This window comes from Paenibacillus ihumii, assembly GCF_001403875.1.
Taxonomy (GTDB): domain Bacteria; phylum Bacillota; class Bacilli; order Paenibacillales; family Paenibacillaceae; genus Fontibacillus; species Fontibacillus ihumii.
The window spans coordinates 632,329-657,879 of sequence record NZ_LN884299.1 but is presented as its reverse complement, the minus strand read 5'-3'; the positions used below and the strand labels follow the sequence as shown (position 1 = coordinate 657,879).

Here is a 25,551-nt window from a genome sequence, read left to right as displayed (position 1 = left end):
ATTTTTGCGCACAATACAGAAATAGCATCAAAGACCTGCTGCAGCAGCACGTCAATGAACCACAGATGCGCCAAGATGGAGGACACAATCATTATGAAACCATCCGTAGAAGCCCATTCCCGTACGAAGCCAGACTCGGATTCACGGGTTTGGCTGTTGATTTTAGGTATTATTTTTCTCGCCACGAATTTGCGAGCTCCCATTACTTCCGTAGGCCCCCTGGTTGAAACTATTCGTGCCGATCTAGGCATCTCCAATACGCTGGCCGGCCTGATCACTACGCTTCCGCTGATTGCCTTTGCGTTGTTATCCCCCGTCGCCCCGAAGCTGGCCCGTCGTTTCGGCATGCCGCTAGTTCTGCTGGTTTCCGTCGGCTTGCTTGGAGTTGGAGTGCTGATCCGATCCGCTTGGGGAATTGGAACGCTGCTCATGGGGACTGTCATTCTAGGGCTGGCCATATCGGTGTGCAATGTTCTGATGCCCAGCCTGATCAAAGAGAAGTTTCCGCTGCGTACCGGGCTGATGATCGGTTTATATTCAGTCTCGATGAATCTGGCGGGTGCGATTGCTTCAGGAGTCAGCGTGCCTGTGGCTGAAGGGGCTGGTCTGGGCTGGAAGGGGGCGCTGGCGATCTGGTCCGTACTGGCCTTGACAGCCTTTTTGTTCTGGGCTCCCCAACTGCGGCGTGAGCGTCGGCAGGCTACGATTTCCGCTCAGCAGGATAAGGCGACGAATGTCTGGAAATCGGCCCTGGGCTGGTACGTGACCCTGTACATGGGCCTGCAGTCTCTGCTGTTCTACGTAGTAGTCACATGGCTTCCCGATATATTAAAAAGCCAAGGCATGTCAGCGGATTCCGCGGGCTGGACGCTCTCATTCATGCAGCTGTCGGTACTGCCGATTACGTTCATTATGCCGATCATTGCCGGACGTACGAAGAATCAGGTCGGATTGATGATTATTACTGTATTCTTCTTTTTTGCAGGCATAGGAGGGATCCTGTACGGCAGTGATAGACTGACGATGCTGTGGGTGATCATGATCGGTATAAGCTTAGGCAGCTCCTTCAGTCTGGCGATGATGCTGTTCAGCCTGCGGACCAGGAATATTTACGATGCGGCTGAATTATCGGGCATGGCCCAATCGGTGGGCTATATGCTCGCTGCGATAGGCCCGACCTTGGTCGGCTACCTGCATGATTTGACTGGCGGGTGGCGGCTGCCGATGTATTTCCTGATTGGCGTAGCCGTGCTTGTTCTCATATTCGGCGTGGCCGCCGGACGAAATCGTCTGATTGGACAACCTGTCCCCGGGAAATCCTAAGGCTTAGCGTCTCGCGCCATCAAAGCTAATATACAAAGGAGCCTCTCCATATTGAATGGAGGGCTCCTTTGTATGTAAGGGTAAGTTTATGGCTTAAAATGAAGCATCGGATTCAGAGGGCTGCTCATCATTTGCATAATCATTTTCCGGTTCTTGCTGACGAAGCTGTAGGGCTGATCCTGCATCAAGTATTGATGCCCTGCGGCATAGCTGGCAATATAGGTATCCCAATCCGAGAAATCCGCCTTAATCAAATAAATTAACCGGCTGATATATGCCCACATTTCACTGTCGCTTAAATATCCTACCTCTCTGCCGGCGAAGCAGTTCAGCATCGTCCAAGAATAATCGTAGGCCCCGATGCCTCCGGTGAAGAGGCCTCGCAAATAACGGTTGACGACCATCAATTGGCGCTTTCTCTGCTCATCCTCCTGGGAGTCGATATAACGGCTGCGTTCTGTGGATGACAGCGCCGAGAGATAGCAGGAATCCCGATAAAATTCTTCGCGGCGTCCAGTCTCCAGGAACCACTCTATATTTGCGGCCAGCAGCTCCTTGTTATCGATTTCCTGCTGCTTCAAGAAGCCGCGCATGCGTCCCCACATCTTGTACTGCATCTTCGGATTCATGACGAAGTAGCCAACCTCCCGGCCGATGGAGCATAGGGAGATCACCGCATGAACGTAAGGCAGCCAGGCTTTGCGTTCCTCTGGACTATCGATTTTCATAGGCTTGCCCTCCTATGGTCAGTTGTAGCGAAGGTATCTCCATTGTCTGCGTACCTCCTGAATGAACGGAATGTAGAACAAGATCAGCAGTATCGTTAAAAAAGGAACCGATGCCGGCAGCTTGGCAACTGAATCACTTCTGCGGATGCCATCCTTGGCGATGACATAATATTCGGACAACGGATGGCTGCTTAAATAATTTTGGGAGACCCATGGATTCTCCGTCCAATGCTTGATCGCCGACTGGAGCTGCTCCGGTGGATTCAGCTTCATTCTTCCGGCGATGTTGACCGTTTTATCACGGTAAGCCTCCATCGCTTGATCATAATTCCCAATGAAAATCACCGAGGCATTGCCTACATAACCGATGCATACATACCCGCTGATTTGATCCATCAGCCCCAGCTTCTTGGCTTCCTCCGCGCGCATATACCGATAAGAGGGGCTCTTGGCATCCTCGTCTTCGATCTCCAGAACATCGATATATTCGGCTTTCGTCAGCTTCATGCGAACCGCATGATTTCCTTCCGGGAGGGCACCGAGGAGAGCGGCGTCTTGAACGGTAAGCACCTTTGGAGGGAGCAGTCTTTTGTACGCATAAGTCCAAGGAGACTCGCCGGTATGCTTGAGGGTGGCCCCGCCGATCATCAAATGAAGAACAACAATGATGACCATGACAGCCCACCTTCGCGATAGAAGCAGGCCTGCTGCTCTTTTTAGCCGACCCAGCAGGGGCGTTCGGCCTAGCACCGCGTTGATTTCCCGCTTCGCATGTCTTCGGGCTGGTCCTTGCAGCTGATGCAGGCTCATCTCGGTGCGGCGACAAATCTCGGCCAGTCCCAGCACGGCTTCGATTTCTTCCTCGTCTATCGTGAGCACCTGATTGAAGGCGTTCTTGGCCTGATCCAGCTTGCCCAGCTTCATATAGCATTGTCCGGCGAGCGTGAGGGCCTCCGCATGCTTCGGGGTCAGGTTCAGAATCTGGCGCACATCCTCCATCGCTTCGGAGGCTTTGTCAATGCCAAGCAGCAATCGGGCCCGCAGCAGGAGGGCTTCGCTGTCAGCGGGATCAATTCGGATGAGCTCATTGCAGGAAGCCAGAGCGCTCTCCTGATCTCCGGTTCTGCGATAAAACTCGGTTTGCAGCCGGATCAAATCCTTGTCGCTCTTAAAAATATTCAACGCCTTGATGAGGTTCATGTGCGCGGAGCGTCTGTCGTCCTCTTGAAGCGCCAAAGCTGCGGCTTCCCGGTAGCGCAGGAAATCGTCCCGGAGGCTATCCTTGAGCTCCTCCGCTTGGAGAAGGGACGAATAATCCATATGAAGTCCGGAGAAATCAACGATGGCATAGGCATAGATTTTGGGGTATTCCTCCGCGAAATCCTCCTCCTCCGCGCTCCGCTCCCTCCAGCGGAAGGCATCCTCAAGGAGGTGCCAGACCTCTCTAGGCAGGAAATAATGTTGCTCGCAGAAATCGAGCATTCTGTCGGATATTTCCCGGTGGGCATCGATATCCCATAAAATATCCGAGCCTAAGAGCTCGACCCACAGCTGGAGGTTCAGACGCGCGGGGAAGTCCTGATACAGGGCATGAACATGCTCCATGAATGTATCTATGCTGTACGCAGGCTCTTTATCCCCGTCGTCCAAATCCTCCGGGGCATCCTCGTCTTCCTCGTTCCACCCGTAATCATTAGCCTCATTGTAATCCCAGCGATTCACCTCGCTGTCTTCACTCGGAGCGCTGACGCTATCTAAAGCTCCCCATTTTGGAAGGCGAGGGATCCGGGGAATTCCCTGATCCTCGCGGCTCCAGGGCTCATCCTCCTCATCCTCCAGTAGGTCATCCTCATCTTCACCGCTCCAGGATTCTTCCTCGTCCTCCAGCAGATCATCCTCGTCTACATCTCCATCGCTCCAGGGCCCATCCTCATCCTCCAGCAGGTTATCCTCGTCCTCGTCCTCATCTTCGCTGCTCCAGGATCGATCCTCATCTTGGTCCTCTTCCTTATCCCAGGGCTCATCCTCATTCTCGACTTCATTCTCGACCTCCCCGAAGGATTGCTCAGAAGAAGAAGAGGAGAAATCCTCCTCCTCTTCCCCTGCCCTTGAGCTCTGTGATTGCTGATGCTGCTTCGCCAGCTTCATGGCCTGATCATAGGCTTCCCGGAGCCGCTGGTATCCTGCGGGATCATCTTCGGGGTGGTTGTTTTGCAGCTCTTTGGCATAGGCTCGTCGAATGACGGCCGTGTCATAGGTTTGCTCGATGCCGAGAATTGCCCATATGCTCAAAAGTAGTCACTCCACTTCTCCAAATGCTCAAGCTGCTTCCTGAGCGTTGTGGCCGCCTTCTTGATCTCGTGTTCGTTCTGGGAAGCGAGCACCCGCTCGAACTCGAGGAGCAAAAAGGCGATCTCGTCCCTTTTCTCGCCGAGCGCCTCTTCATACAGCCGTTCACCTTTGGCGAGCAGCAGGCGGTTCTCGCTGCGTTCGCGGGGGTGGATCTTGATGTCCTTCAGCTCGTTTAGCCGCTTCTGAATTTCCTCCGGCGTCATTTTGCCCGGATTCTTCTCAATAATCATCGTCTTCTTATTTCCGGTGCTGTTAATTTTCACCTCGACTTCCAGAATGCCGTTAATGTCGTAGGTAAACCTGACATCTATGCTTTGCTCGCCCGCTTTGTCGGGCGGAACATCGATCAGGAGCTCGCCCAGCTTGATATTATTGGCTACCATGCGGCTCTCGCCTTGGTAGATGCAGACGCTGACCTCGCTCTGCTGATCGTACAATGTATAGTAGGACTGCACCTTGCTGACGGGAATCGGGGTGTTGCGCTCGATGATCGGCGAGAAATGACCATGGTCGAACTGGTTCTTGCCGAGCCGTTTGGAGGTATCGGTTCCCAGCGTGTAAGGACAGACGTCCGTCAGGACGACCTCCTTCAGGCTTTCGTTTCTCTCTTTGAGCGCGACCTGAATGGCGGCTCCGAGAGCGACGGTCTCATCCGGATTCACCCCGGCAAAAGGCAGGCGCCCGAACATTTTCGTTACGATCGATTTGATGACCGGCATCCGGGTTGCGCCCCCAATGAGAATGACCGCATCCATATCCCGAGGAGACAGCGCGGCATCCCGCAGCGCCCGCTCGATAGGGTGACGAAGGCGCAGCATGAGCTGGGCAGAGATTTTCTCGTATTCGTTACGATCAATCGAAGCTTCGTAGGTCGTATCCTCCAGCGTGAAGGTCATTGTTCCGACCGGCTCCTGGCCCAGCATCCGCTTGCATAATTCAGCCTGCTTGAACAGCGCGGAGCGGGCTTTGAGATCCAGAGAGCTGTAATCCAGGCCATGCTTCTGCACGAAATAGGAGACGAGCAGTTCTGTGAAGTCCTCGCCGCCCAAATAATTGTCCCCCGCGATCGATTTGACCTCCATGACCCCTTCAAAAAACTCAAGGATCGATACGTCGAAGGTGCCGCCTCCGAGGTCAAAGACGAGGAATTTGGTCTCCGACTCTTCTTGGTGCAGCCCATAAGCGATGGCAGCGGCCGTCGGCTCGCTGATCAGCCGCTCTACCTTCAAGCCTGCGAATTCGGCTGCGCGCTTCGTCGCCTTCCGCTGGGTATCGTTGAAGTAGGCGGGTACGCTGATGACCGCCTCGGTCACCTCTTGGCCCAGGAAGGCCTCTGCATCGGCCTTGAGCGACTTGATGACAAACGAAGAGAGCTCTTCCGGGGTAAAGGTATACTTGCCCAGGCGGTACAGCTTCTCGGTGCCCATATAACGCTTGAAAGTCGAGGCCGTCAAATCAGGATGCGTCATCAGCCGTTCTTTGGCGATTTGCCCGATCAAAATTTCGCCATTATCATCCACTCCAACGACGGAGGGAGTCAGATGTTCCCCGTATACATTTGGTATAATTTTTGGACCTTCTTCCGTCCAGTAGGCCACCAGACTATGGGTGGTCCCTAAATCGATCCCAATCATGGTCATTCAGGCAACCTCATCTCTATATGTATTGAATCCTACTACAGGTATATATCGACAAATTTTATCATATTTTTCATAAACATCTCCAGTCACTCAGAGTAAAAAAGACAAAAGAATCGGTAATAATGATACAAATAGTAGAATTGCGTCATAAGAATTATATCGCTCGTTGATTAAATATGGTACTATTCAAATTCAGTATAGGATTACTGCCTGCTTGCAAAAGAATTAAAATGGATAAATATTTAATATGACCAACTGTGGAGAATGATATATAATGATTTGATATTATAGATAGATGGAGTCGATATAATGAGTGTGCAGAATAGTACAAATACTAGTGATAAGAAGAAAGAACGCTTTTCTTCTACCGGGTTTATCCTGGCTGCAATCGGAAGCTCCGTTGGCCTCGGGAACATGTGGAAGTTCCCTTATATCACCGGTGAGAACGGGGGAGCGGCCTTCTTCCTGCTCTTTATTGTCTGTTTGCTGGTGATCGGATTACCCGTGCTTCTGGCGGAGCTGGCCATCGGACGCAGCGGCCGGGGAAGCGCAGCGACAGCCTTCGTGAGAGTCGGCGGACGACGGGGCTGGAAGGGGCTGGGCATCCTTCAGGTTATTGCCCCCTTTATGATCCTGTCGTTCTATATTATCGTAGCGGGCTGGACGCTGCATTACGCGGTCACGGCATTCAGCGGAAATTTGTTCAGCAATACGGATTTCGCCGGGCAGTTCTCCCAGTTCGTATCCGGCTACATGCCGATTTTCTGGCAGTTCGTTGCCCTGCTTATCACGGGTAGCGTTGTTATTCTAGGAATTTCCGGGGGCATCGAGAAATTCAATAAAGTTCTTATCCCGAGCCTCGTCATTCTCCTGATTGTTCTAATGATTCGGGCGGTGACGCTTCCGGGATCAGAGGAAGGAGTAGCCTTCTTCCTCAAGCCGGACTTTTCCCAATTGACCGCGGAGTCGGCATTAGTAGCGCTCGGCCATGCTTTTTTCTCCTTGTCTCTAGGTATGGGGATTTTGCTAACGTATGGCTCATACGTCCGCAAAGAACAGTCTCTCGGCTCGGCGACGCTGGCTATTGGCGTTGGTGATTTGATCTATGCGTTCATTGCGGGGCTGATCATTTTCCCGACAACCTTCTCGTTTGGCATCGCGCCGGATCAGGGTCCGTCCCTGGTGTTCATCGCTTTGCCAGCTGCCTTCTCGGCTATGCCATGGGGCGGGTTCTTCGGAGGCCTGTTCTTCATTCTGCTGGCAATCGCTGCCTTGACGTCGGCGGTATCTTTGCTGGAGGTTCCGGTATCGTACACGATGGAGCGGTTCAGCTGGAGCCGGAAGCGATCCGTTTGGACTCTGGCTGCGCTGATCTTCCTGCTGGGGATACCTTCCGCGCTGTCGCTCGGCATGGCGCCAGGGCTCACGTTCGGAGGCAAGGCGTTCTTTGACTGGGTGGATTTCATTACGTCCAACATTATGCTTCCAATCGGCGGGCTTGCGATTACGATATTCGCCGGGTACTTCTGGAAAGGAGCGGCGGAGGCATCAGGCCTGCGTGCAGGCTGGTTCCGGGTGTGGCTGTTCATGCTGCGCTATATCGCGCCGATTCTCGTATTCCTGGTGCTGCTCCATACTTCGGGCCTGATCAAGTTTAAGTAGGACCAAGGTTGCCGTCAGCGATTTACTCCCTTGGGAGAGGGGCTTAACCTATGCTCCTTAAGGCGAGTTTTAAAAAAAGCAGCTGAATTCAAACAAGGGACTGTCTCTGAAGTCGTTAGACGACTGAGGGGCGTCCCTTTCTTTTTGAAAGCTGTCCGTTTCTACAGAAGCAATTTCTTCTTTACCTGCTGCCTGTTTTTTGGCTCGTTTGACATAAGCTATCGAACTTTGAACTCGAACATAAGCTTCCGAACTCAAGCACGAACACAAGTTATGGAACGCGAACGCTAAAATCGTGAACGCTATAATCGTGAACATTAAAACGCAAACGTTAAATCGCAAACGCTAAATCGTGAACATTAAAACGCAAACGTTAAATCGTGAACGCTAAATGGAGAACACCATAACGCGAACGCTATAATCGTGAACATTAAAACGCAAACACTAAAACGCAAACATTAAATGGAATTCATGTATCTAATTATGCTCTAAATGAATGTTTTAGGGTAATAAGTGGATTTTATGTGCCTAAAATCAAGAATCCCGCCCCAGATGGACAGTTCCCTTCTTCTACCTACAAGAAATCCATTTAAATCTACTTTCCTTTCTTTGCCGGAGAAACTAACTACTATAAATCCATTTAGAACGAGAAGTCCTTGCGAATCATGCTCGGCTAGCACGAGAAGTCCTTGCGAATCATGCTCGGCTAGCACGAGAAGTCCTTGCGAATCATGCTCGGCTAGCACGAGAAGTCCGCGAATCATGCTCGGCTAGCATGAGAAATCTGCAATTTATGCCTGCTAGCACTGCGATTCATGTCTACTTGAACGAGAAATCTGCAATTCATGTCCACTAGAACGGGGAGTCCGTGAACGGGAAATCTGCAATTCATGTCCACTAGAACGGGGAGTCCGCAATTTATCCTCGGTGTAAAGGGGAGGTGGAGAGGGTGTTTGGTCACATCAAGGGCAACCCGAGGCAGAGAGCGTATTTGGCTAAAGGGGAACCGATTATTTTCTAGGTTTTTCCTGCGAGGCTTATACAAGGTTCATGGGCAGTTCGGGCCTGTGGCCTTAGCCTACAATCTACTGAAAGTAGCAGGCATCCGCCTCGCTGCTTTCTTACAAAAGCAGTGGCCACAAAAAAGGTTGGAGTGGAAATGGGGACTGCCCCCTGTTTGACAGGAATCGATACACCGTTCAAGTTTAAACTACCAGTCGCCGGTTCATTTCCGGCAACTGGCTGCATTTTCTTGAAGGTGGTTTAATTTCTCTCACGACGCTACGGGGTCAGTCCCAACTTTACGTTTTCGCCCCAATCTTTTATTTTCGGGGCTTATTGACCCAACCTCTTGTTTTTTTATTGCTAGGAGCCGCCCGTAATATGCCAGCAGCAGGTTTCAAGTTCGATATCTCTCATAACTTCAAATATACCCGCGTTGGAGAACCTCTGCTAGATTGTTAACTTGCCGTTTCTAACGGTCGCCTCTAACGGTTGCCACTAACGGTCGTCTTTAACGAAGGGAAGGGCTCTAATGACTGGCTGTACGGATTTTGGCGCTCGGCTCCACGGTCTTGCTCTTCGCGTGATCCTTCTGTTCTTTGCGCTGAGCCAGATTGTTGCGTACGATGGCAAAAATAACGAGCAGTGTACCGTAAATTTCGAACATCGAAACATGGTATCCCTGAATAGCCATAATCATCAAAGTGGTGATCGGAACGAAGTTGATATATAGAATTCCGTTCAGCGGCGATAGGATCTTCAACCCTGCGTTCCAGCTTAACAGCGCCGCGATGCCGGGAAGCAAAATCATAAAGGCCATTTCCCATTTGATGGCGCCTAGTGTCGGCAGAGAAGGGGCGGGCAGCAGCCCCAGCAGAGTAGCGAAGAAGACGATGACCAGGGACACCATGCTTCCCAGCAGGCAGGTCAAGGTTGAATACCGCAGGACCGACCAGGCTTTGAATCGGCTTCCCCCCATCGAATACAGCACCCAGCCTGTAACTCCGAGCACAATAAGCAGCAGCGGGAACAGCGATTTGCTGGCTTCGGCGAAGAAGGCCAGTTTGCCGTTGGTGATGACCAGCACGGCACCAGCCAGACATAGAACCATACTGACGATCGTATAGCCGGGCGGCTTGGTCTTCGCGGTAACCCAGACGAACAGGACCGAAATCATCGGCATGAGCACCTCGATCAAAGAGGCGGTAATCGTGCCGGTATCCCCCATCAGATGCTGGCCTGAGAACACGAACATGTTATACACGGTAAACGCCATCGTGCCGTAGAAGAGAAGGGCCTTTCCTTTTCCCTCCAGGCGAAAAGCCGCTTTTCCTTCCTTCACCCACAGAAGAGCGGAGAGAATGACGGCAACGATTGCATAACGGATCAAAGAGAAATAGAACGGATCGATTTTCTGCAAAGCGATTTGCGCAACGGGGAACATGGCTCCCCAGGACATACTGGCGATGAGACATAGGGCCGACCCTAAGATGACTTGCTTTTTATTCATTTCATCGTTCTCCTTAACAATATCCGAACCAAGATTCATAACAAATGATAAATTAATCACAGATAACAGTAAAATGATTGTAAATCAACATAATCATCATTTATAATGATACCTGGAAGAGATAGCGACGAGCAGACAGGGGGAGGACAGAATTGGATTTGAATGATTTGCGGATTTTTCAGACGGTCGCGCTTCACGGAAGCATCAGCAAGGCTGCGCAGGAGCTTAGTTACGTTCAATCCAATGTAACGGCGAGAATCAAGCTGCTGGAGCGTGAGCTGCATACCGAGTTATTTTACCGGCATAAACGGGGCATGGTTCTCAATACGGAAGGCAAGCGTCTGCTCGAGTACGTGAACGATATTCTAGCTAAATTCGACGAAATGAGAAAGGTATTTCAGGGCTCGGCCACACCGTCCGGCATCCTGGAGATCGGAATCGTGGAGACGGTTATTGCTCTGCCGGAGCTGTTATCCTCTTATCTGCAGAAATATCCCAACGTTGATCTATCCCTGAAGACGGGAGTCACCGAGCAACTGCTTCAGGAAGTGATCGAATTCAAGCTGGATGGGGCATTCGTGACGGGGCCTATCCAGCATCCGTTGATCGAGCAATATGAGGTATTCCAAGAGGAGCTGGTTATCGTCTCCAGAGGAACGGATTTTTCGCTGGATGACATTACCGCCAAGCCCCTTCTGCTGTACAACAAAGGCTGCAGCTATCGCGCAAGGCTGGAGAGCTGGCTGCTGGACGAGGGCATTGTTCCAAAGAAAATTATGGAATTCGGCACATTCGACACGATTATCGGCAGCGTGGCCGCGGGCATCGGACTCACTATTGTTCCAAAATCCACGGTTAGCTTAGTAGCTGCTCAAGGTAATCTGCACTGCCATCAGGTGCCTGATCCCTACCGGGGGATTACGACGGTATTCATTCGCCGGAAGGACTCCCATATTACGAGCTCGGTTCGGGCTTTTATCGATGAGATTATAGATGTAGGAAACGTGGGAAGCGCGTTGCCGTTGGCTCAGTCATAACAGGTCAAGAGTCTCGGTGACGGCTTTTTTTGTTAATTAAATTTTGATGCTTTCGAAGCATTTGCGAACTTTAATTAGGTAAAGTCGGTAATTATGCTTTATAATTTAGTAATTATACATTCGGCGCCTGCTGATACGAATTAAAAGGATGGTGTATATATGATTGTAGGGGTACCTAAGGAGATCAAGAACAATGAGCACCGCGTCGGCATGACGCCGGCATCGGTGCTATCCTACGTACAAGCCGGCCATGAGGTATGGGTTGAGAGCGGGGCCGGGCTTAGCGTCGGATTTCGTGATGAGGATTACATAGCGACGGGGGCCAGAGTCGTGCCCACAGCCGCCGAGGCCTGGTCGGCTGAGATGGTCGTTAAAGTAAAGGAGCCGGTAGCTGAGGAATTTCAGTATCTCCGTGAAGGCCTTATTTTGTTTGCCTACCTGCATCTCGCTCCAGAGCCTTCATTGACGAGGCAGCTGACCGAGCGCGGCGTGACCGCCATCGCTTACGAGACGATCCAGCTGGATACAGGCGCCCTGCCGCTCCTGTCGCCGATGAGCGAGGTTGCCGGGCGGATGGCGATCCAGATCGGCTCTCATTTTCTGGAGAAATCCAATGGCGGAAAAGGCGTTCTGCTTAGTGGAGTCCCCGGCGTAGAGCCTGGCAAGGTTACGATTATTGGCGGAGGCATGGTTGGCGTTAACGCGGCCAAGGTTGCGCTTGGCCTCGGGGCAGAGGTCCGCATTATCGATTTGAATCTCGATCGGCTGCGCCAGCTTGATGATATGTTCCAAGGACGGGTCAAGACCCTGGTCTCCAATCCGTTCAGCATTGCTGACAGCGTTAGGCAGGCCGATCTTCTGATCGGAGCTGTCCTGATTCCGGGAGCGCGCACACCAAGGCTCGTTAGCGAAGAAATGGTGAAGACGATGTCTCCAGGCTCGGTCATTGTCGACGTAGCTGTAGATCAGGGCGGCTCCATTGAGACGATCGACCGGATTACGACGCATGATCAGCCGACCTACGTTAAGCACGGCGTCATTCACTATGCCGTAGCCAACATGCCTGGAGCGGTAGCACGCACCTCCACCCTGGCGCTGACGAACGTAACGACGCCGTATGGCTTGCAAATTGCCAGCAAAGGATATGCGAAGGCGGCTCTGGATAACCCTGCTTTAGCGAAGGGCATTAACGTTCTCAGCGGCCATGTGACCTATAAGGCCGTTGCTGACGCGCAGAATTTGCCATATAAGGACGTCTACAGCCTGCTGAAGGCGTAGGTTGGCGTTGTGTGCAACTTAAGATATGCGATAAAAAATATGCTGAAAAATGAGAGCACCCCTCTTTATGATGATTTCATAAGAGGGGTGTTTGCTGTTTCTGCCGCAGCGGCCTCATTACCTGCGGAAGCCCCATAAGAAGAGGTATGGCGGCCCGGTCCGGCGATTCGCTGATCGGCCTGGCCGGTGTCGCAGGGCTCGGTTTAATAATGAAGTCGGGGCCTAGTTGACGCGTAAATCGAATTAGAGGGCTTCAAGGTTCTGGCGCTGGTGACAGCGGCGGATGTACTCCTCAGGCGTGATGCCGATGATTGCCTTGAAGTCTCTGATGAAGTGAGACTGGTCAAAATAGCCCAGCTCGGCAGCGAGCTCCGGGAGCGGCGGGGCATTGCCGTAATCGAGCAGCTCGGCGGCATTCTGCAGACGGTACAATTGAATGACCCATTTGGGGGATACACCCACGTATTGGTTGAACGCCCGCTGCAGCGTCCGCATGCTCATCTGAGCGTATTGGCAAAGCTGCTTTACCGTTGTCAGCTCGCGGTGGCTGATAATTTGATCGATCAGTTCGTTAAGCACCACGACGTTAGGGTCCTGATTTGGCAGGCGTCCCAGCAATAAGGTATCCATGACACGAATCATATCCTCAGTGCCTGGCAGAGACAGGAGATTATCCTCCAGCTGCCGGGGAGCGATTCCTAGGATATCCAGCGTGCCTATGCTTTGTCCGGTCAGCTTCGACACGGGACTCTTCAGGAAGGGATAGAATCCGCCCGGTTTGAATTTCACTCCGAACACCTTGCCTTTTCCCTCGAGCAGATGGGAGTATTTCACCGGAGAGACGCCAAAGATCGCTGTTTTCCGATGCTCGACCACCATATTGACGCAGGGATTGGGGAGCACGTCCTGTTGGTAGGAGGGTTGTCCGCTCAAATCCCATTCAACGATCCAGTAATGCTTCACGAAGAAGCGGAGCTTTTCTGCCGGGGCATGGCGAGTCAACAGGAACTTTTTCTCCCCTTCTGGCAGATTCAGTACCCCCATGCTTGGCCTTGGTGGTTTGGAAGCCTGCTGCATCGTTTCACTCCTGACATTTTGCGGTGTTGTGTCGCGTTTTTACAATACCTGACTATATATCATAATTATAATAACGTTAGCCGTGGCGCTACAAGCTAAAAAGGAGTGATTTACATTGAAATTGAAATACGAGTTCTATATCAATGCCGAGCCGGAGAAAGTGTGGGATGCGCTGATTCAGCCGGAAGGAACCAAGGCGGCCTTTTTTGGCTGCACTCTGCGTTCTACCTTCGAAGAGGGGGCTGCCTTTGCTTACGTAGGCCCTGGAGCTGAGGGGGATGAGACCATCCATCTATATGGAGAGGTGCTAGCCTTCGAACCGCATAAAGTATTCAGCGGCATAGAGCATCCTGGCCCCGCCTACTTCGACAACCATGCTGAACTGGAATCGCGGTTTACCTTTACGCTTGAAGCTGTTGGACGATGCACGAAGCTGACATTGGTGAATGACCATTTTACCCCGAACCATCCTAGCCTGCAGAAGGCGGAACAGAGCTGGTGGATGATTCTCAGCGGCATTAAGACCTATGTGGAAACAGGAAGCACGCTTGATTTTGGCTGGTAGGCTTGGCCTGGAGTGGTAGAACGTTAAGGAACTAAGGGTGTCCCTTGAGGGGCACCCTTTTCGATTTTAATCTGCATTTATCTACGCAATTCCACAGCGTACAGTTCATGCTTCTGGCCAAGATGTACAGGCTGTTCCTTGACAGCGAACAAATTTGCAGAAAATGCGGCGATATCTTATACTTTGGATGTTCCGAAATGGAAATAAGCGGAAATCAGAGTGGGGAGTGGCAATATCCTTGAAGCAGGGGCATGATAAGTTTCCAGCTCGGCCGGATCGGCCCATATCGATGTTATTGAGGCGTATGGGGGCTGCCATCATCGATTACTTGCTGTTCGCCGCCCTCATTCGTTCGGCGATAAACATAAATCAGCTGCTCATAGGGCAGCGCACGCATTCGTTATTCGTTCAAATGGGCGTTATCGTCCTGATCTTGGCTTACTATGTGCTGCTCGAGGGCTTGACGGGCTGCACGCTGGGCAAGCGCGTTATGCGCATTCGCGTGGTCGACCGGTACGGAGAGGCTCCGGGGCTGTCCAAAGCGTTTATCCGCAGCATGCTGCGAGTGGTGGACAGCAATCCGCTGCTGCTCGGCGGACTTCCGGCCGCACTGGGCATCGTTATGACGGAGCGGGGACAGCGGCTTGGAGATTTGGCAGCGCGCACTTATGTGGTGAAGGCAGAGGAACTGTCCTCCTGCCGATTGTACCGCGGATCCGAAGGCAGAGAGGCGGCCGTTCTAATCTTTGCGGCGGCGCCGGTTGTGCTGGCTGCGATACTCCCTTGCCTCGTCCGGGTCAATCCTCTGTCCGAGGAGGAAGCTCCGGTGCAGACAAGCTACAGCAATGAGAAGACGCATATTAGTTATAACGGCAAATTCAAAATTACGACCAGCCCCGATTGGCTCTTTGACCCTAATCTTGATAATGAGGCGGAGATCTCCATCTCCAACCGGTTCGCGAATAAATTTTTGGCGGTCTTCTCGGAGCCTAAGAAGGGTTCTAAGGGAGGCAGCACACTGGAGCAATATCAGAAGTATGCCGAGCAGAGCTTCGCCGCAGGCCTCGCCAAATCGCCGATTTACAAGCCGCGGGCTACCAGAATCAATGGTTATCCGGCATATCAGTTTGCCGTTGAACAGGAAGTGAACGGCATGAAGGTTGCCTATATTGTAACCACGGTTGAGACGAAGCTATATTACCACTGGATTACCGTTTGGACGGATGCCTCAAAATATAAGGAATATGAACAGGAGCTGCATTCCGTTATCAGCACTTTTAATAATTTTACTACTTAACTGGATGATCAGCTCCGCTGCTCAACCTGAAGGTTGGGCCATCGGGGCTATTTTTTGCGCATTTGACGGAGGCTTGACTTTTTGAGGCAGCGCTTTTAGATAATTGTGTATAGTAATTAACTACAACGCTAATAGCGAAGGGTGTGTAGTCTTGTCAAAATTTATACGGATCAATACGCTGCGCAACCAAATCTTCCTGGGCTTTATGCTGGTCATGATCATCGTGCTGGCTTCGGTCAGTTATTTTACATTTGATCAGGTCTCCGTCCTGCTGCGCAACAATGCGGAGAAGCATATTCAGCAAACGGCGGTTCAGGCTACAGGGAAGCTGGATGCCCTGCTGCAGCAAATCAATACGCTGACGGCCCAGGTGGCGATGAACGCAACGACTCAGCGATTGCTCGCCGAAGAGAAAGCCGGGGTGCCCATCAGCTTCGGGGATCGCCAGATGCTGCAGCAGGAGGTGCGCAAATACGAAGCATATGCCACGGGCATTCGCTCGCTTGAACTGTATACGGCGGATTACAAAAGACTGCTTCCGCTGGATGACTACAGATTGACCGAACGGGTTGCCAGCGATTGGATTCAGCGGGTAGACGAGCAAATGGGCCGGCTGGTATGGTTCGGCCTTGATCCGCAGAACCCGGACGGGGTCATTGCGATTCGCAGCATCCGGCTGTTCGACCAGTCATTCTCGCACGCCGGTTATTTAATGGTTCATATTGAGAAAAGCTATTTTGAGCTTGCAGATTCCGCAATGGAGAGCGAAATGCGCGAATCGATGGGATTGTTCGACAAGAGCGGCAGAACGATTTTCTCCGATTTCCCTGCAGAAGTGGATTCCAGGACGCTGCTCAACCATGTTGGCGAAAGCATTACCATTGACGGCAAAGGGTATATTGCGATCCAGAAGCAATCCGAGGCCACTGGCTGGACGCTTGCCATACTGACTCCCATGGACTATGTCATGGAGGGGATCTCGGTGCTCCGTACGAACATTCTCGTATCCGGCGCAGTAGGCGGCTTGCTCTTTCTAATTTTTACCTTTATTCTATCCACAATGATTACGCGTCCGATCCTGAACTTAATCAAGGCGATGCGCGGTGCCCGCTTCGGTACACTGAAGCCCAGCCCGGTTACGTATACGACGATGGAAATCAATGAACTTAACAATTCATACAATCAAATGGTCGTCGATCTGAACGAACTCATTGAAGTCGTCTATGAGAAGGAGATCATCCAGAGCCGGACGGAGCTGAAGGCGCTGCAGGCTCAGATCAATCCGCATTTTCTGTTTAATACGCTGGAGGCATTCTATTGGGAGCTTGAAGATAAAGGGGAAGAGGAACTGGCCCACATCGTTGTGGCGATGTCCGGCATATTCCGTTATGTCATTAACAAGACGGATGAGGATGAATGGGTGACGCTCGGGGATGAGCTGGATCATGCGGAAAGATACTTGAAAATTATGGAGATGCGCATGGTGGACAGGCTCTCATGGCGGATCGAGGCTGACGAAGCATGCCGGCGGGTACCGGTACCGAAGCTGTTGATTCAGCCGCTCGTGGAGAATGCTATCCTGCACGGGGTTGAGCAGCGGGTGGGGCCCGGCACGGTTATACTGCGGGTAGAGCCCGGCAGCATCCCAGGATATACCCGCGTTATTGTAAAGGATGACGGCCCCGGCATGGATCAGGAGAAGCTTCGTTCTTTGTATGCCGTCATGAGAAAAGGGCATGTGAGCGCCACCAAGGGACATGGCATCGGCATGGTCAACGTGGAGAGAAGGCTGAGGCTGAGCTATGACTCCTTGACGGAGGGGCTCGATATCAGGAGCGAGAAGGGCCAAGGGACAACGGTATCCTTTGAAATACCGAATGAATATGGGAGTGACAATGAGTCATGAAGACGATACTTATCGTAGATGATGAACCGAGGACAAGGGAAGGCGTCCGCAAAACATTGGAGGCCTGGTCATCCGGCCGCCATCGGATCGAGACCGCATCCAGCGGCGTGGAGGCATTGGACTGGCTGCAGGAGCACGAGGCTAATCTTCTCGTAACCGATATACGGATGCCCGAAATTGGAGGGCTTGATCTGATTGAAAGGCTGGAGAATTTGAGAAATCCGCCGGTCGTCATCGTCATCTCGGGACATCCGGAGTTCGACTATGCGCAAAGAGCGCTGAAATTCGGCGTGGTGGAGTACCTGCTGAAGCCGTTGGATAAGGCCAAGCTCGTTCAGGCTGTCGAGCTTGCTCTTCAGCGGGAGGAGAAAATCCACCGGATCGAGCGGATGGAGAAGCTGGTTGATCCGAAGCTCATGGAGACGATGGAGCATGAGAATGCTTACAGCACTCCGGTGCGCGAAGCGATTCGTTATTTGGATGAGCATTTGCATGAATCTGTATCCATGCGTGATCTGGCGGACCATCTTCATATGAATGCCAGCTATTTCAGCGTATTGTTCAAGGAGCAAACGGGCCTTACCTTCAGTGAATATTTGACGAAGCAGAGAATCCAGCGGGCCAAGGTGCTGCTAACTACAACGACGCTGCCCATCTCCGAGATTGCCGAGAAGGTCGGTTACCAGACTGCAAGATATTTCGTCAAGGTCTTCCGCGAGCTTGAGCAGGTAAGCCCCGGGCAGTACAGGAATAATGTGAAGGATCCCGCGGACACAATCCAATAATAGTGGCATAAATCCCAATCCCTCTATCATTACGGCATGATCACAGCATTGTTACAATTTAGTTAAGCGGAATGAAACCGCTAGCATTCGTAGAAAAGGGGTTGTAAACGTGTTCAAGAAAAAATGGACGATGCTGTTGTTAACATCATTGTGTCTGGCTTTGATCTTGGGGGGCTGCGGCTCAAAGGGAAGTAATGGCGGCGGCGCATCTCAAGGCGGCGGCGAAGCCAAAGGCGATCAAGTCACGGTAACCTTCATGCATCTCTGGCCTGAAGGCGTATCTGCTGGACAGAACAAAATCGTGAACCAAATCATTACCGAATATCAGAACGAGAACCCTAACGTTAAAATCAAGCAAGAGGTATTGGATAACGAGCAGTACAAGAACAAGCTTAAGGTATTGTCGGCCTCTAACGAGCTGCCGGATGTAGGCGTTACCTGGGCGGCGGGATTCCTGCAGCCTTATGTTGAAGGCAAGCTGTTTGCTCCGGTAGATGATCTGCTGAGCGGCGAGCTGAACGGTAAATTCGTTGCCGGCACGACTGAGGCCTATAATATTGACGGCAAAACGTATGCGCTTCCACTGGAGTTCAACATTGCTCCGGTATATTACAACAAAGCGCTTTTTGCGAAATATAATCTTGAGGTTCCACAAACGTACGATGAATTTAAACAGGTTGTGAAAACGCTGTCCGACAACGGCGTAGCCCCGATTGCGCTGGGCAACAAGGATCGCTGGACAGGCTCCCTGTGGTATATGTACATGGCTGACCGGATTGCAGGGCAGCAGACGCTGGCTAACGCGATCAGCGGCTCCGCTTCCTTCAATGACGAAGGGCTGGTGAAGGCAGGCACTGAAATTCAAGCGCTCGTAGACAGCAACGCCTTTGTCAAAGGCTTCAACGGCTTGTCCAATGAAGAAGCGAAGTCCGAGTTCCTGAATGAAAAAGCGGCGATGTACATGATGGGCTCCTGGGATCTTCCTAACTTCACGACGAACGAGGAAATTCCGCTGGAATTCCGCAACAATGTAGGCTTCTTTAAATTCCCGACGGTGGAAGGCGGCAAAGGCGACATCAACAGTTGGGTCGGCGGTCCGGGCGTAGGTTTGTTCGTGGCCGAGAATTCCAAGGTGAAGGATGAAGCGAAGAAATTCGTGGAATACTTCGTCACCAAATGGGGCGAGCAATCCGTAACCGGCGCAGGCGTTATCCCGGCTACGAAGGTAGATACGTCCAATCTGGAGCTGCCTCAACTGTATATCGATCTGTTTAACGAAATGAATCAGGCAAGCAGCATTACCTTGTTCGCAGACGTGCAAATGCCTGCGAACGCGGCAGAGACGCACCTTAACATGATCCAGGCTCTCTTTGGCAAGGCGGTCACGCCGGAGAAATTCTCGGAAGAGCATGACGCGGCAATCGCCAAAGAACAAAAATAGCTTCGGTTCAAAGCACATGGACAACAGGATGAAGAGACCTATCCGGCAGCACTGCCGGATAGTCTTTTCTTAGCAACGACTTAGCAACAACTATGGAGGAAAGGAGTCGGACAACGTGGATAAGGTGCTCTCCAATAAAAAGATAATCGCACTCTATGTACTGCCATCACTGCTTCTTATTTTGGGTGTTGTATATATTCCGATCATTCTTACCGGCTACTACGGGCTGAACAAATGGAATGGCATCAGCGCCATGGAATTCATCGGCATGGAAAACTATTTGGCTCTAGTAAAGGATAGCGCTTTTTGGAGCAGTGCCTGGCACTCGCTTCTGCTGGCTTTATTCTCTACGCTCAGCCTAGTGATTTATTTAGCTGTAGCAATGGTTCTTGCTACCCGGATCAAGGGAGCGAACCTGTTCCGCAAAATATATTTAATCCCGATGCTCCTGTCGTCGGTGGCGATCGCGCAATTGTGGCTTAAAATCTACCATCCGACCAACGGGATTGTTAACAGCTTTTTGGAATCTATCGGTATTGCTAATCCTCCTGCATGGCTTGCAGATACATCGTTGGTACTGCCAGCGCTTTTCATTCCGATTCTGTGGCAGTATGCGGGTTTCTATATTCTGATTTATTATGCGGCGCTGAAGAATATTCCGGCTTCCCTGGAGGAGGCGGCGAAAATCGACGGTGCCAACGCACTGCAAATCGCCTGGAAAATCAAGCTTCCGCTTGCGATGGAGGTCATCAAGGTCACGATCGTCCTTGCGGTGGTCGGGTCGCTGAAGTATTTCGACTTGATCTACGTCATGACCGATGGAGGACCGAATGGCGCCAGTGAGGTTATGGCCTCGTACATGTATCGCGTAGCCTTCCGGGCGCATGATTTCGGCTACGGCAGCGCGATCGGCTTCTTCCTGCTCGTCATTTGTCTGATCATTACTTGGATTATCCGTAAATTAACCGCTACGAAAGATACCATTCAGTATTCCTAAGGAGGGACGCTTCATGATAACTGGAACCGCAGGACAGCTTCAGAGCGGGCCGGCTAGCTCGGGGGCAGCCCTTGGACGCAAACTAGGTTATGGCCTTTTGTACATCATTCTGATTCTGGTGGCTGTTCTTCAAGTATTGCCGCTCGTCTGGCTGCTGTTTTTCTCGCTTAAAAACAATCAGGAAGTGTTCAACCTTCCTCCGTTCTCGCTCCCTATGGATCCTAAGTGGGAGAATTATTCCAAGGTATGGAGCGCGGGGAATATCAATGTGTACTTCTTGAATAGCGTATGGGTCACCGTGCTGGCGACCGCGCTGACGGTCATTCTGGGCAGCCTGGTCACGTATGCCGTGACGAGAATGAAGTGGAAGGGGAGCTCCTTCGTGCTCGGCCTGTTCATGGTCGCGATGATGATTCCCGTCCACTCGACGCTGATTCCTTTGTTTAGTGTATATAACAAAATCGGATTGACGGATCATCCGTTATCGCTGATTTTCTCGTATGTGGCGTTCAATATGCCGATCACGATCATGATCCTGTTAGGCTTCTACTATGCCCTGCCGCGCGAGGTCGAGGAGGCCGCCGTCATCGACGGCTGCTCTGTGAACCGGATGTTCGTGCGAATCGTGTTCCCGATGACCAGCTCCGTGCTTGCCACAACGGCGATTATCAACATGATCTATAACTGGAACGAATTTATCTTCGTAAATACGTTCATCAGCTCCGATATCTACAAAACCCTGACCGTCGGCGTACAGAACTTCATCGGCCAGTATACGACGGATTGGGGTGCCATCGGCGCTACTCTGATGATCAGCATCCTGCCGATCCTGATCACCTTCTTGTTCCTCAGCGACAAAATCGTCGAAGGAATCGCAGCCGGATCGGTCAAGGGATAGGGTTGAGCGCTGATATAAGTATTAAACTTTATATTAAATGAGCAATGTTGACAACAGTTTAGATTTCATGAACCTGTAAATCACGCAGCAACAAAGAATCTGGGGCGAGCCTCAGGTTCTTTGTTTTTTGGAGAGCGAAGGAGCCTGGGGGGTGGAACAGAGTGCTGTCGGGCATTCGAGCTACAGGGTGACAGAGGGGGCAGCCTGAAGGTATAAGTGACAGGCAGACGAGTGACTGGTTTTTGCAGCTGCAGGGAGACGAAGTGACTGAGTGGTATATGACTGTGTCGCAGAGAGGTATAGCGTCAGAGTGCAGGTGACTGCGTGGCAGGGTGGTAGTAGCCTTGGAGTAACGGGTGAGAGCGTGGCCGTGTGGTGTAGTGTTGGAGCAGCAGGTGAGAGCGTGGCAGGGTGGTGTAGCGTTGGAGTAACGGGTGAGAGCGTGGCCGTGTGGTGTAGCGTCAGAGTGCAGGTGACTGCGTGGCAGGGTGGTAGTAGCCTTGGAGTAACGGGTGAGAGCGTGGCCGTGTGGGTAGTGTTGGAGCAGCAGGTGAGAGCGTGGCAGGGTGGTGTAGTGTTGGAGTAACGGGTGACAAAGTGGCAGAGTGGTTGCAAATTAGATGGTGCAACGGGCTAATGGACACTGGTTCCGCTATTGCCCCCAAATTCGAGGTTTTTTTAGAGCTTACGGACCCAGGGGCCCTTATTTAGCTAAAATGCATAGAAATGAGGGCAATTTGGGGCAAATAGCGTCTCTGGTGTCCGTAAAGGCTGGTGAAATTGGCAATTATGTGAGAATAGCGCCTTCTGTGTCCGTTAGAATTCAAGGAGAGTAGGCGTGTGTGCGGTGAGCAACAGTGTGAAGTGAGCAACAACCATTGGGTTGCTAGGTGCTACTGCAGCAACTGTGACAATACTGGAATCTACCAGCAAACACAATAACAGGCCGCCCCAGGAAGAAGCGGATCATGCCTACCTGGTGACGGCCTTTTTATACTAATTAGGCTTATAGATGAAGTAGTCGAAGTCGGCGGGCTCATTTTGTCCGGAGGTGTCCTGGCACTGCATGCCTACGAACGCTCCCGTAAAGAAGCCTCCGCCCTGAATATAATCGTCCGACAGCTTGTATGAATAGAAGTTGACCGGAATGACGGTCCAGCTGTTCCCATCAAAAGAATAAGAGTAGCGATACACGTCAGTCTCTACATCCACGCGCAGATACACATATTGTGCATCCTCTGGAATCGCAATTTCGTTGCCCTGCAGCGGTGCCGAGAATGTAAAATTGTCGCATACTACAAGCTCTAGAATCCGGCCTTTATCCTCGTTCCAGGAAATTTGGCAGGAGGTCCAGTTCTGCGTGTTATAGTAATTGACTAAGCCTGCAGATTGCTGGAAGGTCGTTGGATTGAACGCGACCTTGGTTTCCGCGGTAAAGTTAAAATGCTGCCAGCGTCTTGCAATGAACGCCTGCGTAAATTTGGACGTCAGCGATTCTTTGCCGTACAGGCGCAGATGCCCCGGCTTGTCCGTTAGCGATACGATGTTGCTGCCGAGTGGAATCCGCAGGCTCTGGAAGTGCAGGTTCAGCTTGTCGCTGTCGAAATCATCCTTCTCCGGGAAGTCAGGCTCCCACTTCACTTCCGGAATGTTCGGCCCTTCGATTTGCAGGGAAGGCTGGTTGCCGCCAACGACGTAAGGCCAATCATTCTTCCATTCCAACCGCTGAATCGCAGTCTCTCTGCCCAGCGGGCAGAAGCCGCGTGGGTCAAGCAATGGCTGCCCTTCCCGGGATAGCGGTCTTCCTGTCAGATGAACGAGGAACCATTCGTCCGTATGCGTCTGCACGATTGAAGCGTGTCCAGCCTTCTGCAGCGGGTTGCGCGGTACAGCGAACGACGAGATCAGCGGATTGTCCGGATGCACCTCGTAGGGACCGCGCAGGTTTTTGGAACGTGCAAGGGTCGCGCAGTGATCGTACTTGGTGCCTCCTTCAGCGGTAAGCAAGTAATAGTAGCCGTTGATTTTGTATAAATGAGGTGCTTCGGTCAGCTTGATATCCGTTCCTTTAAAAATAACCTCCCGCTTGCCGACCAGCTTCTGTTCGCTCGCACTGTATTCTTGAAGCACGATGCCGTAGAAGTTGTGGTGACCGACGCGCTGATCCCACAGCATATTCACGAGATATTTCTTGCCATCCTCGTCATGGAACAACGATGGGTCGAAGCCGGAGCTGTTCAAGTAAATGGGCTCGGACCATTCGCCGTCGATTGTGTCGCAGGTCACCAGATAGTTGTGGCAGTCCTTCCATTGTCCTTCCGTCACTTTCACATCGGTATAAATGAGCCAGAATTGTCCGTCTGCATAGGACAACTGAGGCGCCCAAATTCCGCCGGAGTCCGGGTTGCCCATCATGTTAAGCTGGCTCAAGCGGTTCAAGGGTCTCGTCGCCAGACGCCAGTTCTTCAAATCCTTCGAATGATAAATGCCGACGCCCGGAAACCATTCAAAGGTTGATACGGCAATATAGTAGTCCTCGCCAACCCGGCAAATGCTCGGATCCGGGTTAAAGCCTGTCAAAATCGGGTTTTGAATCGTAGCCATGCTCATGCTCCTTTATAGATTATTTAGAAAAGATGGGAGTTGAATAATTGAGGTTCACACAGATAAATTACCCATTTCTTTGCTAAGCTGTGAAGGGGGATATCTATGCTATAATAACTATAATTATAACAATTGTATACGGTGCATCCCATATCCATTACATGATGATATTTACCCAAATCAATCAAGTTCAGTCCAGGTGTCTGGAACCTAGTGTCTGATGCATGATAAATCCTTGCAAGGAGGCCGTTGTTATGGAGATCAAAACCGAACGCACGAGAAGAGAAATGATGCTTCCCGATATGGAATCCACCTTTCGCGTATTCGCCGCGCATTGGCGTACGGTGGACCGGGATTGGCATTTTCCAGCCCATAAGCATCCGTTGTTCGAGGTCAACCTAGTTCTATCCGGTACACAGGAAATGACTGTAAACCGGACCGTCTTTGTACAGCGGCGAGGTGATCTTCTATTGCTCGGTCCGGATGATGTTCATGAGAGCCGTGTGCTTGGTGAAGAGGAAATGACCTACTATTGCTTGCACTTCGATGTGGATGAGAGAGCTTTTCGCGAGCTGCTGTATCGTAACAAAGCCTGCTACCATGCTGCGGGAAGCGAGCTGGTATCGGCAATTCGCCCCGCATTGGACAAGCTGATCGCTTTGACGTCGGAGGAGGCGGTCGTTCGCGTGGAATCCCGGATGGCAGCGCTCTCTGCGTTATTCGAGTTATTTGCCGGGATTAGCGGCACGCTCAGCAGGCGGGAGGGCGACGCTTCGCCGTCGCGGATATCCCACACCGCTTCTCAGGTAGCAGCCCTTCTGGAGCAGGCCGTTGAAGAGACGGCTGAGGGAAGCCGGGATGGGCGGGACATGGAGACCATTGAATCGATTGCTGCAGTGGTAGGCTACAGTCCGTCTTCCGTGAATCGGATGTTTACGTCCGTATTCGGCATATCACCCCGCCAGTATATGTCCAATTTAATGCTCAAAAAATCCAAGCTGCTGCTGATGGACCCCGAATTGACAATTGAGGACGTATCTCAAAGGCTCGGCTACAGAAATATCGCTCATTTCAGCCGCCAGTTCAAGCGATGGACCGGAGAAGCACCAAGCCGCTACCGGGGACGGTTTCATCATTAGAGTTTTTTGTATAATTTGAGAATCAATATTTACAGCAGTAAAAAAATAACATATACTCCTTACAGCTTGTCATTTGTAGAGAATGCTAATTTGATTAGTGAGCCCTTTGAATTCGTACGCCACTTAGATTAGAAACTTTTTAAATTAGCAAGTTCTTTAGATTAGTTGCGCTCTATACTAGCAATTCTTTATAAGCACTCTATATTTAGCAACTCTCTATTAGTAGATCTCTATAAGCGCTCTATATTTAGTAGCTCTTTATCAGTAGATCTCTTTAAGCGCACTATCTATTCGTAGCTCTCTATTAGTG

18 protein-coding genes are annotated in these 25,551 nt (G+C 51.4%); 12 read left to right on the top strand and 6 right to left on the bottom strand.

Going from position 1 to position 25,551, the window contains the following annotated elements; genetic code table 11:
- Positions 1–93: 93 nt before the first annotated feature.
- Positions 94–1,323 carry a CynX/NimT family MFS transporter gene (locus BN2762_RS10705; protein ID WP_055106993.1) on the top strand — a complete coding sequence of 410 codons (1,230 nt, stop codon included), beginning with the start codon at positions 94–96 and terminating at the stop codon, positions 1,321–1,323.
- Between the two features lie 86 nt (positions 1,324–1,409).
- Here BN2762_RS10705 and BN2762_RS10700 read toward each other — a convergent pair whose 3' ends face one another.
- Genes BN2762_RS10700 through BN2762_RS10690 form a run of 3 tightly spaced genes read right to left on the bottom strand, consistent with a single transcriptional unit; the run spans position 1,410 to position 6,043 of the window.
- Entirely contained in the window at positions 1,410–2,051 is a 642-nt protein-coding gene (locus BN2762_RS10700; RefSeq protein WP_055106992.1) for a DUF1266 domain-containing protein, read from the bottom strand.
- 18 nt (positions 2,052–2,069) lie between these two features.
- A complete protein-coding gene (locus BN2762_RS10695; RefSeq protein WP_055106991.1) occupies positions 2,070–4,343 on the bottom strand; it encodes a J domain-containing protein in 2,274 nt (757 codons plus the stop codon).
- On the bottom strand, positions 4,340–6,043 hold the full coding sequence (locus BN2762_RS10690; protein WP_055106990.1) for a molecular chaperone HscC: 1,704 nt from the start codon (positions 6,041–6,043) through the stop codon (positions 4,340–4,342). Before BN2762_RS10690 ends, BN2762_RS10695 begins: the two co-directional genes overlap by 4 nt.
- A gap of 309 nt (positions 6,044–6,352) precedes the next feature.
- Here BN2762_RS10690 and BN2762_RS10685 point away from each other — a divergent pair, with 309 nt between their 5' ends.
- A complete protein-coding gene (locus BN2762_RS10685; protein ID WP_055106989.1) occupies positions 6,353–7,705 on the top strand; it encodes a sodium-dependent transporter in 1,353 nt (450 codons plus the stop codon).
- A 1,531-nt stretch (positions 7,706–9,236) separates the two neighbouring features.
- On the opposite strand, the gene BN2762_RS10670 is transcribed toward BN2762_RS10685, so the two are convergent.
- On the bottom strand, positions 9,237–10,217 hold the full coding sequence (locus tag BN2762_RS10670; RefSeq protein WP_055106986.1) for a DMT family transporter: 981 nt from the start codon (positions 10,215–10,217) through the stop codon (positions 9,237–9,239).
- A 152-nt stretch (positions 10,218–10,369) separates the two neighbouring features.
- Here BN2762_RS10670 and BN2762_RS10665 point away from each other — a divergent pair, with 152 nt between their 5' ends.
- Positions 10,370–11,254: a LysR family transcriptional regulator gene (locus BN2762_RS10665; protein ID WP_055106985.1), complete on the top strand. Its 885-nt coding sequence runs from the start codon at positions 10,370–10,372 to the stop codon at positions 11,252–11,254.
- A 159-nt stretch (positions 11,255–11,413) separates the two neighbouring features.
- Positions 11,414–12,532, top strand: a complete 1,119-nt coding sequence (gene ald / locus BN2762_RS10660; protein ID WP_055106984.1) for an alanine dehydrogenase — start codon at positions 11,414–11,416, stop codon at positions 12,530–12,532.
- A gap of 243 nt (positions 12,533–12,775) precedes the next feature.
- Here the strand turns inward: ald and BN2762_RS10655 are convergent, their stop codons facing one another.
- Positions 12,776–13,576 (bottom strand): helix-turn-helix domain-containing protein, encoded by an 801-nt coding sequence (locus BN2762_RS10655; RefSeq protein WP_230202483.1) that lies wholly within the window; start codon positions 13,574–13,576, stop codon positions 12,776–12,778.
- 148 nt (positions 13,577–13,724) lie between these two features.
- Between BN2762_RS10655 and BN2762_RS10650 the strand changes: the two genes are divergently transcribed.
- From BN2762_RS10650 to BN2762_RS10620, 7 genes are all read left to right on the top strand, one after another.
- A complete protein-coding gene (locus BN2762_RS10650) occupies positions 13,725–14,174 on the top strand; it encodes an SRPBCC family protein (RefSeq protein ID WP_055106982.1) in 450 nt (149 codons plus the stop codon).
- Positions 14,175–14,463: 289 nt separating this feature from the next.
- Complete coding sequence (locus tag BN2762_RS10645) at positions 14,464–15,471, top strand: RDD family protein (RefSeq protein ID WP_222861059.1); 1,008 nt, start codon at positions 14,464–14,466, stop codon at positions 15,469–15,471.
- Between the two features lie 151 nt (positions 15,472–15,622).
- A complete protein-coding gene (locus BN2762_RS10640; RefSeq protein ID WP_055106980.1) occupies positions 15,623–17,377 on the top strand; it encodes a cache domain-containing sensor histidine kinase in 1,755 nt (584 codons plus the stop codon).
- Positions 17,374–18,162, top strand: a complete 789-nt coding sequence (locus BN2762_RS10635; RefSeq protein ID WP_055106979.1) for a response regulator transcription factor — start codon at positions 17,374–17,376, stop codon at positions 18,160–18,162. Before BN2762_RS10640 ends, BN2762_RS10635 begins: the two co-directional genes overlap by 4 nt.
- A 109-nt stretch (positions 18,163–18,271) precedes the next feature.
- Positions 18,272–19,603, top strand: coding sequence for an extracellular solute-binding protein (locus BN2762_RS10630; protein ID WP_055106978.1), 1,332 nt, complete (start codon positions 18,272–18,274; stop codon positions 19,601–19,603).
- Positions 19,604–19,718: 115 nt separating this feature from the next.
- Complete coding sequence (locus tag BN2762_RS10625; protein ID WP_055106977.1) at positions 19,719–20,600, top strand: carbohydrate ABC transporter permease; 882 nt, start codon at positions 19,719–19,721, stop codon at positions 20,598–20,600.
- A 13-nt stretch (positions 20,601–20,613) separates the two neighbouring features.
- Positions 20,614–21,498: a carbohydrate ABC transporter permease gene (locus tag BN2762_RS10620; RefSeq protein ID WP_055106976.1), complete on the top strand. Its 885-nt coding sequence runs from the start codon at positions 20,614–20,616 to the stop codon at positions 21,496–21,498.
- A 996-nt stretch (positions 21,499–22,494) separates the two neighbouring features.
- Here BN2762_RS10620 and BN2762_RS10610 read toward each other — a convergent pair.
- Positions 22,495–24,102 carry a glycoside hydrolase family 43 protein gene (locus BN2762_RS10610; protein WP_055106974.1) on the bottom strand — a complete coding sequence of 536 codons (1,608 nt, stop codon included), beginning with the start codon at positions 24,100–24,102 and terminating at the stop codon, positions 22,495–22,497.
- 254 nt (positions 24,103–24,356) lie between these two features.
- On the opposite strand from BN2762_RS10610, the gene BN2762_RS10605 reads away from it, so the two are divergent.
- A complete protein-coding gene (locus BN2762_RS10605) occupies positions 24,357–25,241 on the top strand; it encodes an AraC family transcriptional regulator (RefSeq protein WP_055106973.1) in 885 nt (294 codons plus the stop codon).
- Positions 25,242–25,551 lie beyond the last annotated feature (310 nt).

What these genes read in the sequence shown, in the direction of transcription:
- BN2762_RS10705 (WP_055106993.1), top strand. Translation starts at nt 94, where the DNA reads ATGAAACCATCCGTAGAAGCCCATTCCCGTACGAAGCCAGACTCGGAT.
- BN2762_RS10700 (WP_055106992.1), bottom strand. Translation starts at nt 2,051, where the DNA reads ATGAAAATCGATAGTCCAGAGGAACGCAAAGCCTGGCTGCCTTACGTT.
- BN2762_RS10690 (WP_055106990.1), bottom strand. Translation starts at nt 6,043, where the DNA reads ATGACCATGATTGGGATCGATTTAGGGACCACCCATAGTCTGGTGGCC.
- BN2762_RS10685 (WP_055106989.1), top strand. Translation starts at nt 6,353, where the DNA reads ATGAGTGTGCAGAATAGTACAAATACTAGTGATAAGAAGAAAGAACGC.
- BN2762_RS10670 (WP_055106986.1), bottom strand. Translation starts at nt 10,217, where the DNA reads ATGAATAAAAAGCAAGTCATCTTAGGGTCGGCCCTATGTCTCATCGCC.
- ald (WP_055106984.1), top strand. Translation starts at nt 11,414, where the DNA reads ATGATTGTAGGGGTACCTAAGGAGATCAAGAACAATGAGCACCGCGTC.
- BN2762_RS10655 (WP_230202483.1), bottom strand. Translation starts at nt 13,576, where the DNA reads ATGGGGGTACTGAATCTGCCAGAAGGGGAGAAAAAGTTCCTGTTGACT.
- BN2762_RS10645 (WP_222861059.1), top strand. Translation starts at nt 14,464, where the DNA reads ATGTTATTGAGGCGTATGGGGGCTGCCATCATCGATTACTTGCTGTTC.
- BN2762_RS10635 (WP_055106979.1), top strand. Translation starts at nt 17,374, where the DNA reads ATGAAGACGATACTTATCGTAGATGATGAACCGAGGACAAGGGAAGGC.
- BN2762_RS10620 (WP_055106976.1), top strand. Translation starts at nt 20,614, where the DNA reads ATGATAACTGGAACCGCAGGACAGCTTCAGAGCGGGCCGGCTAGCTCG.
- BN2762_RS10610 (WP_055106974.1), bottom strand. Translation starts at nt 24,102, where the DNA reads ATGGCTACGATTCAAAACCCGATTTTGACAGGCTTTAACCCGGATCCG.
- BN2762_RS10605 (WP_055106973.1), top strand. Translation starts at nt 24,357, where the DNA reads ATGGAGATCAAAACCGAACGCACGAGAAGAGAAATGATGCTTCCCGAT.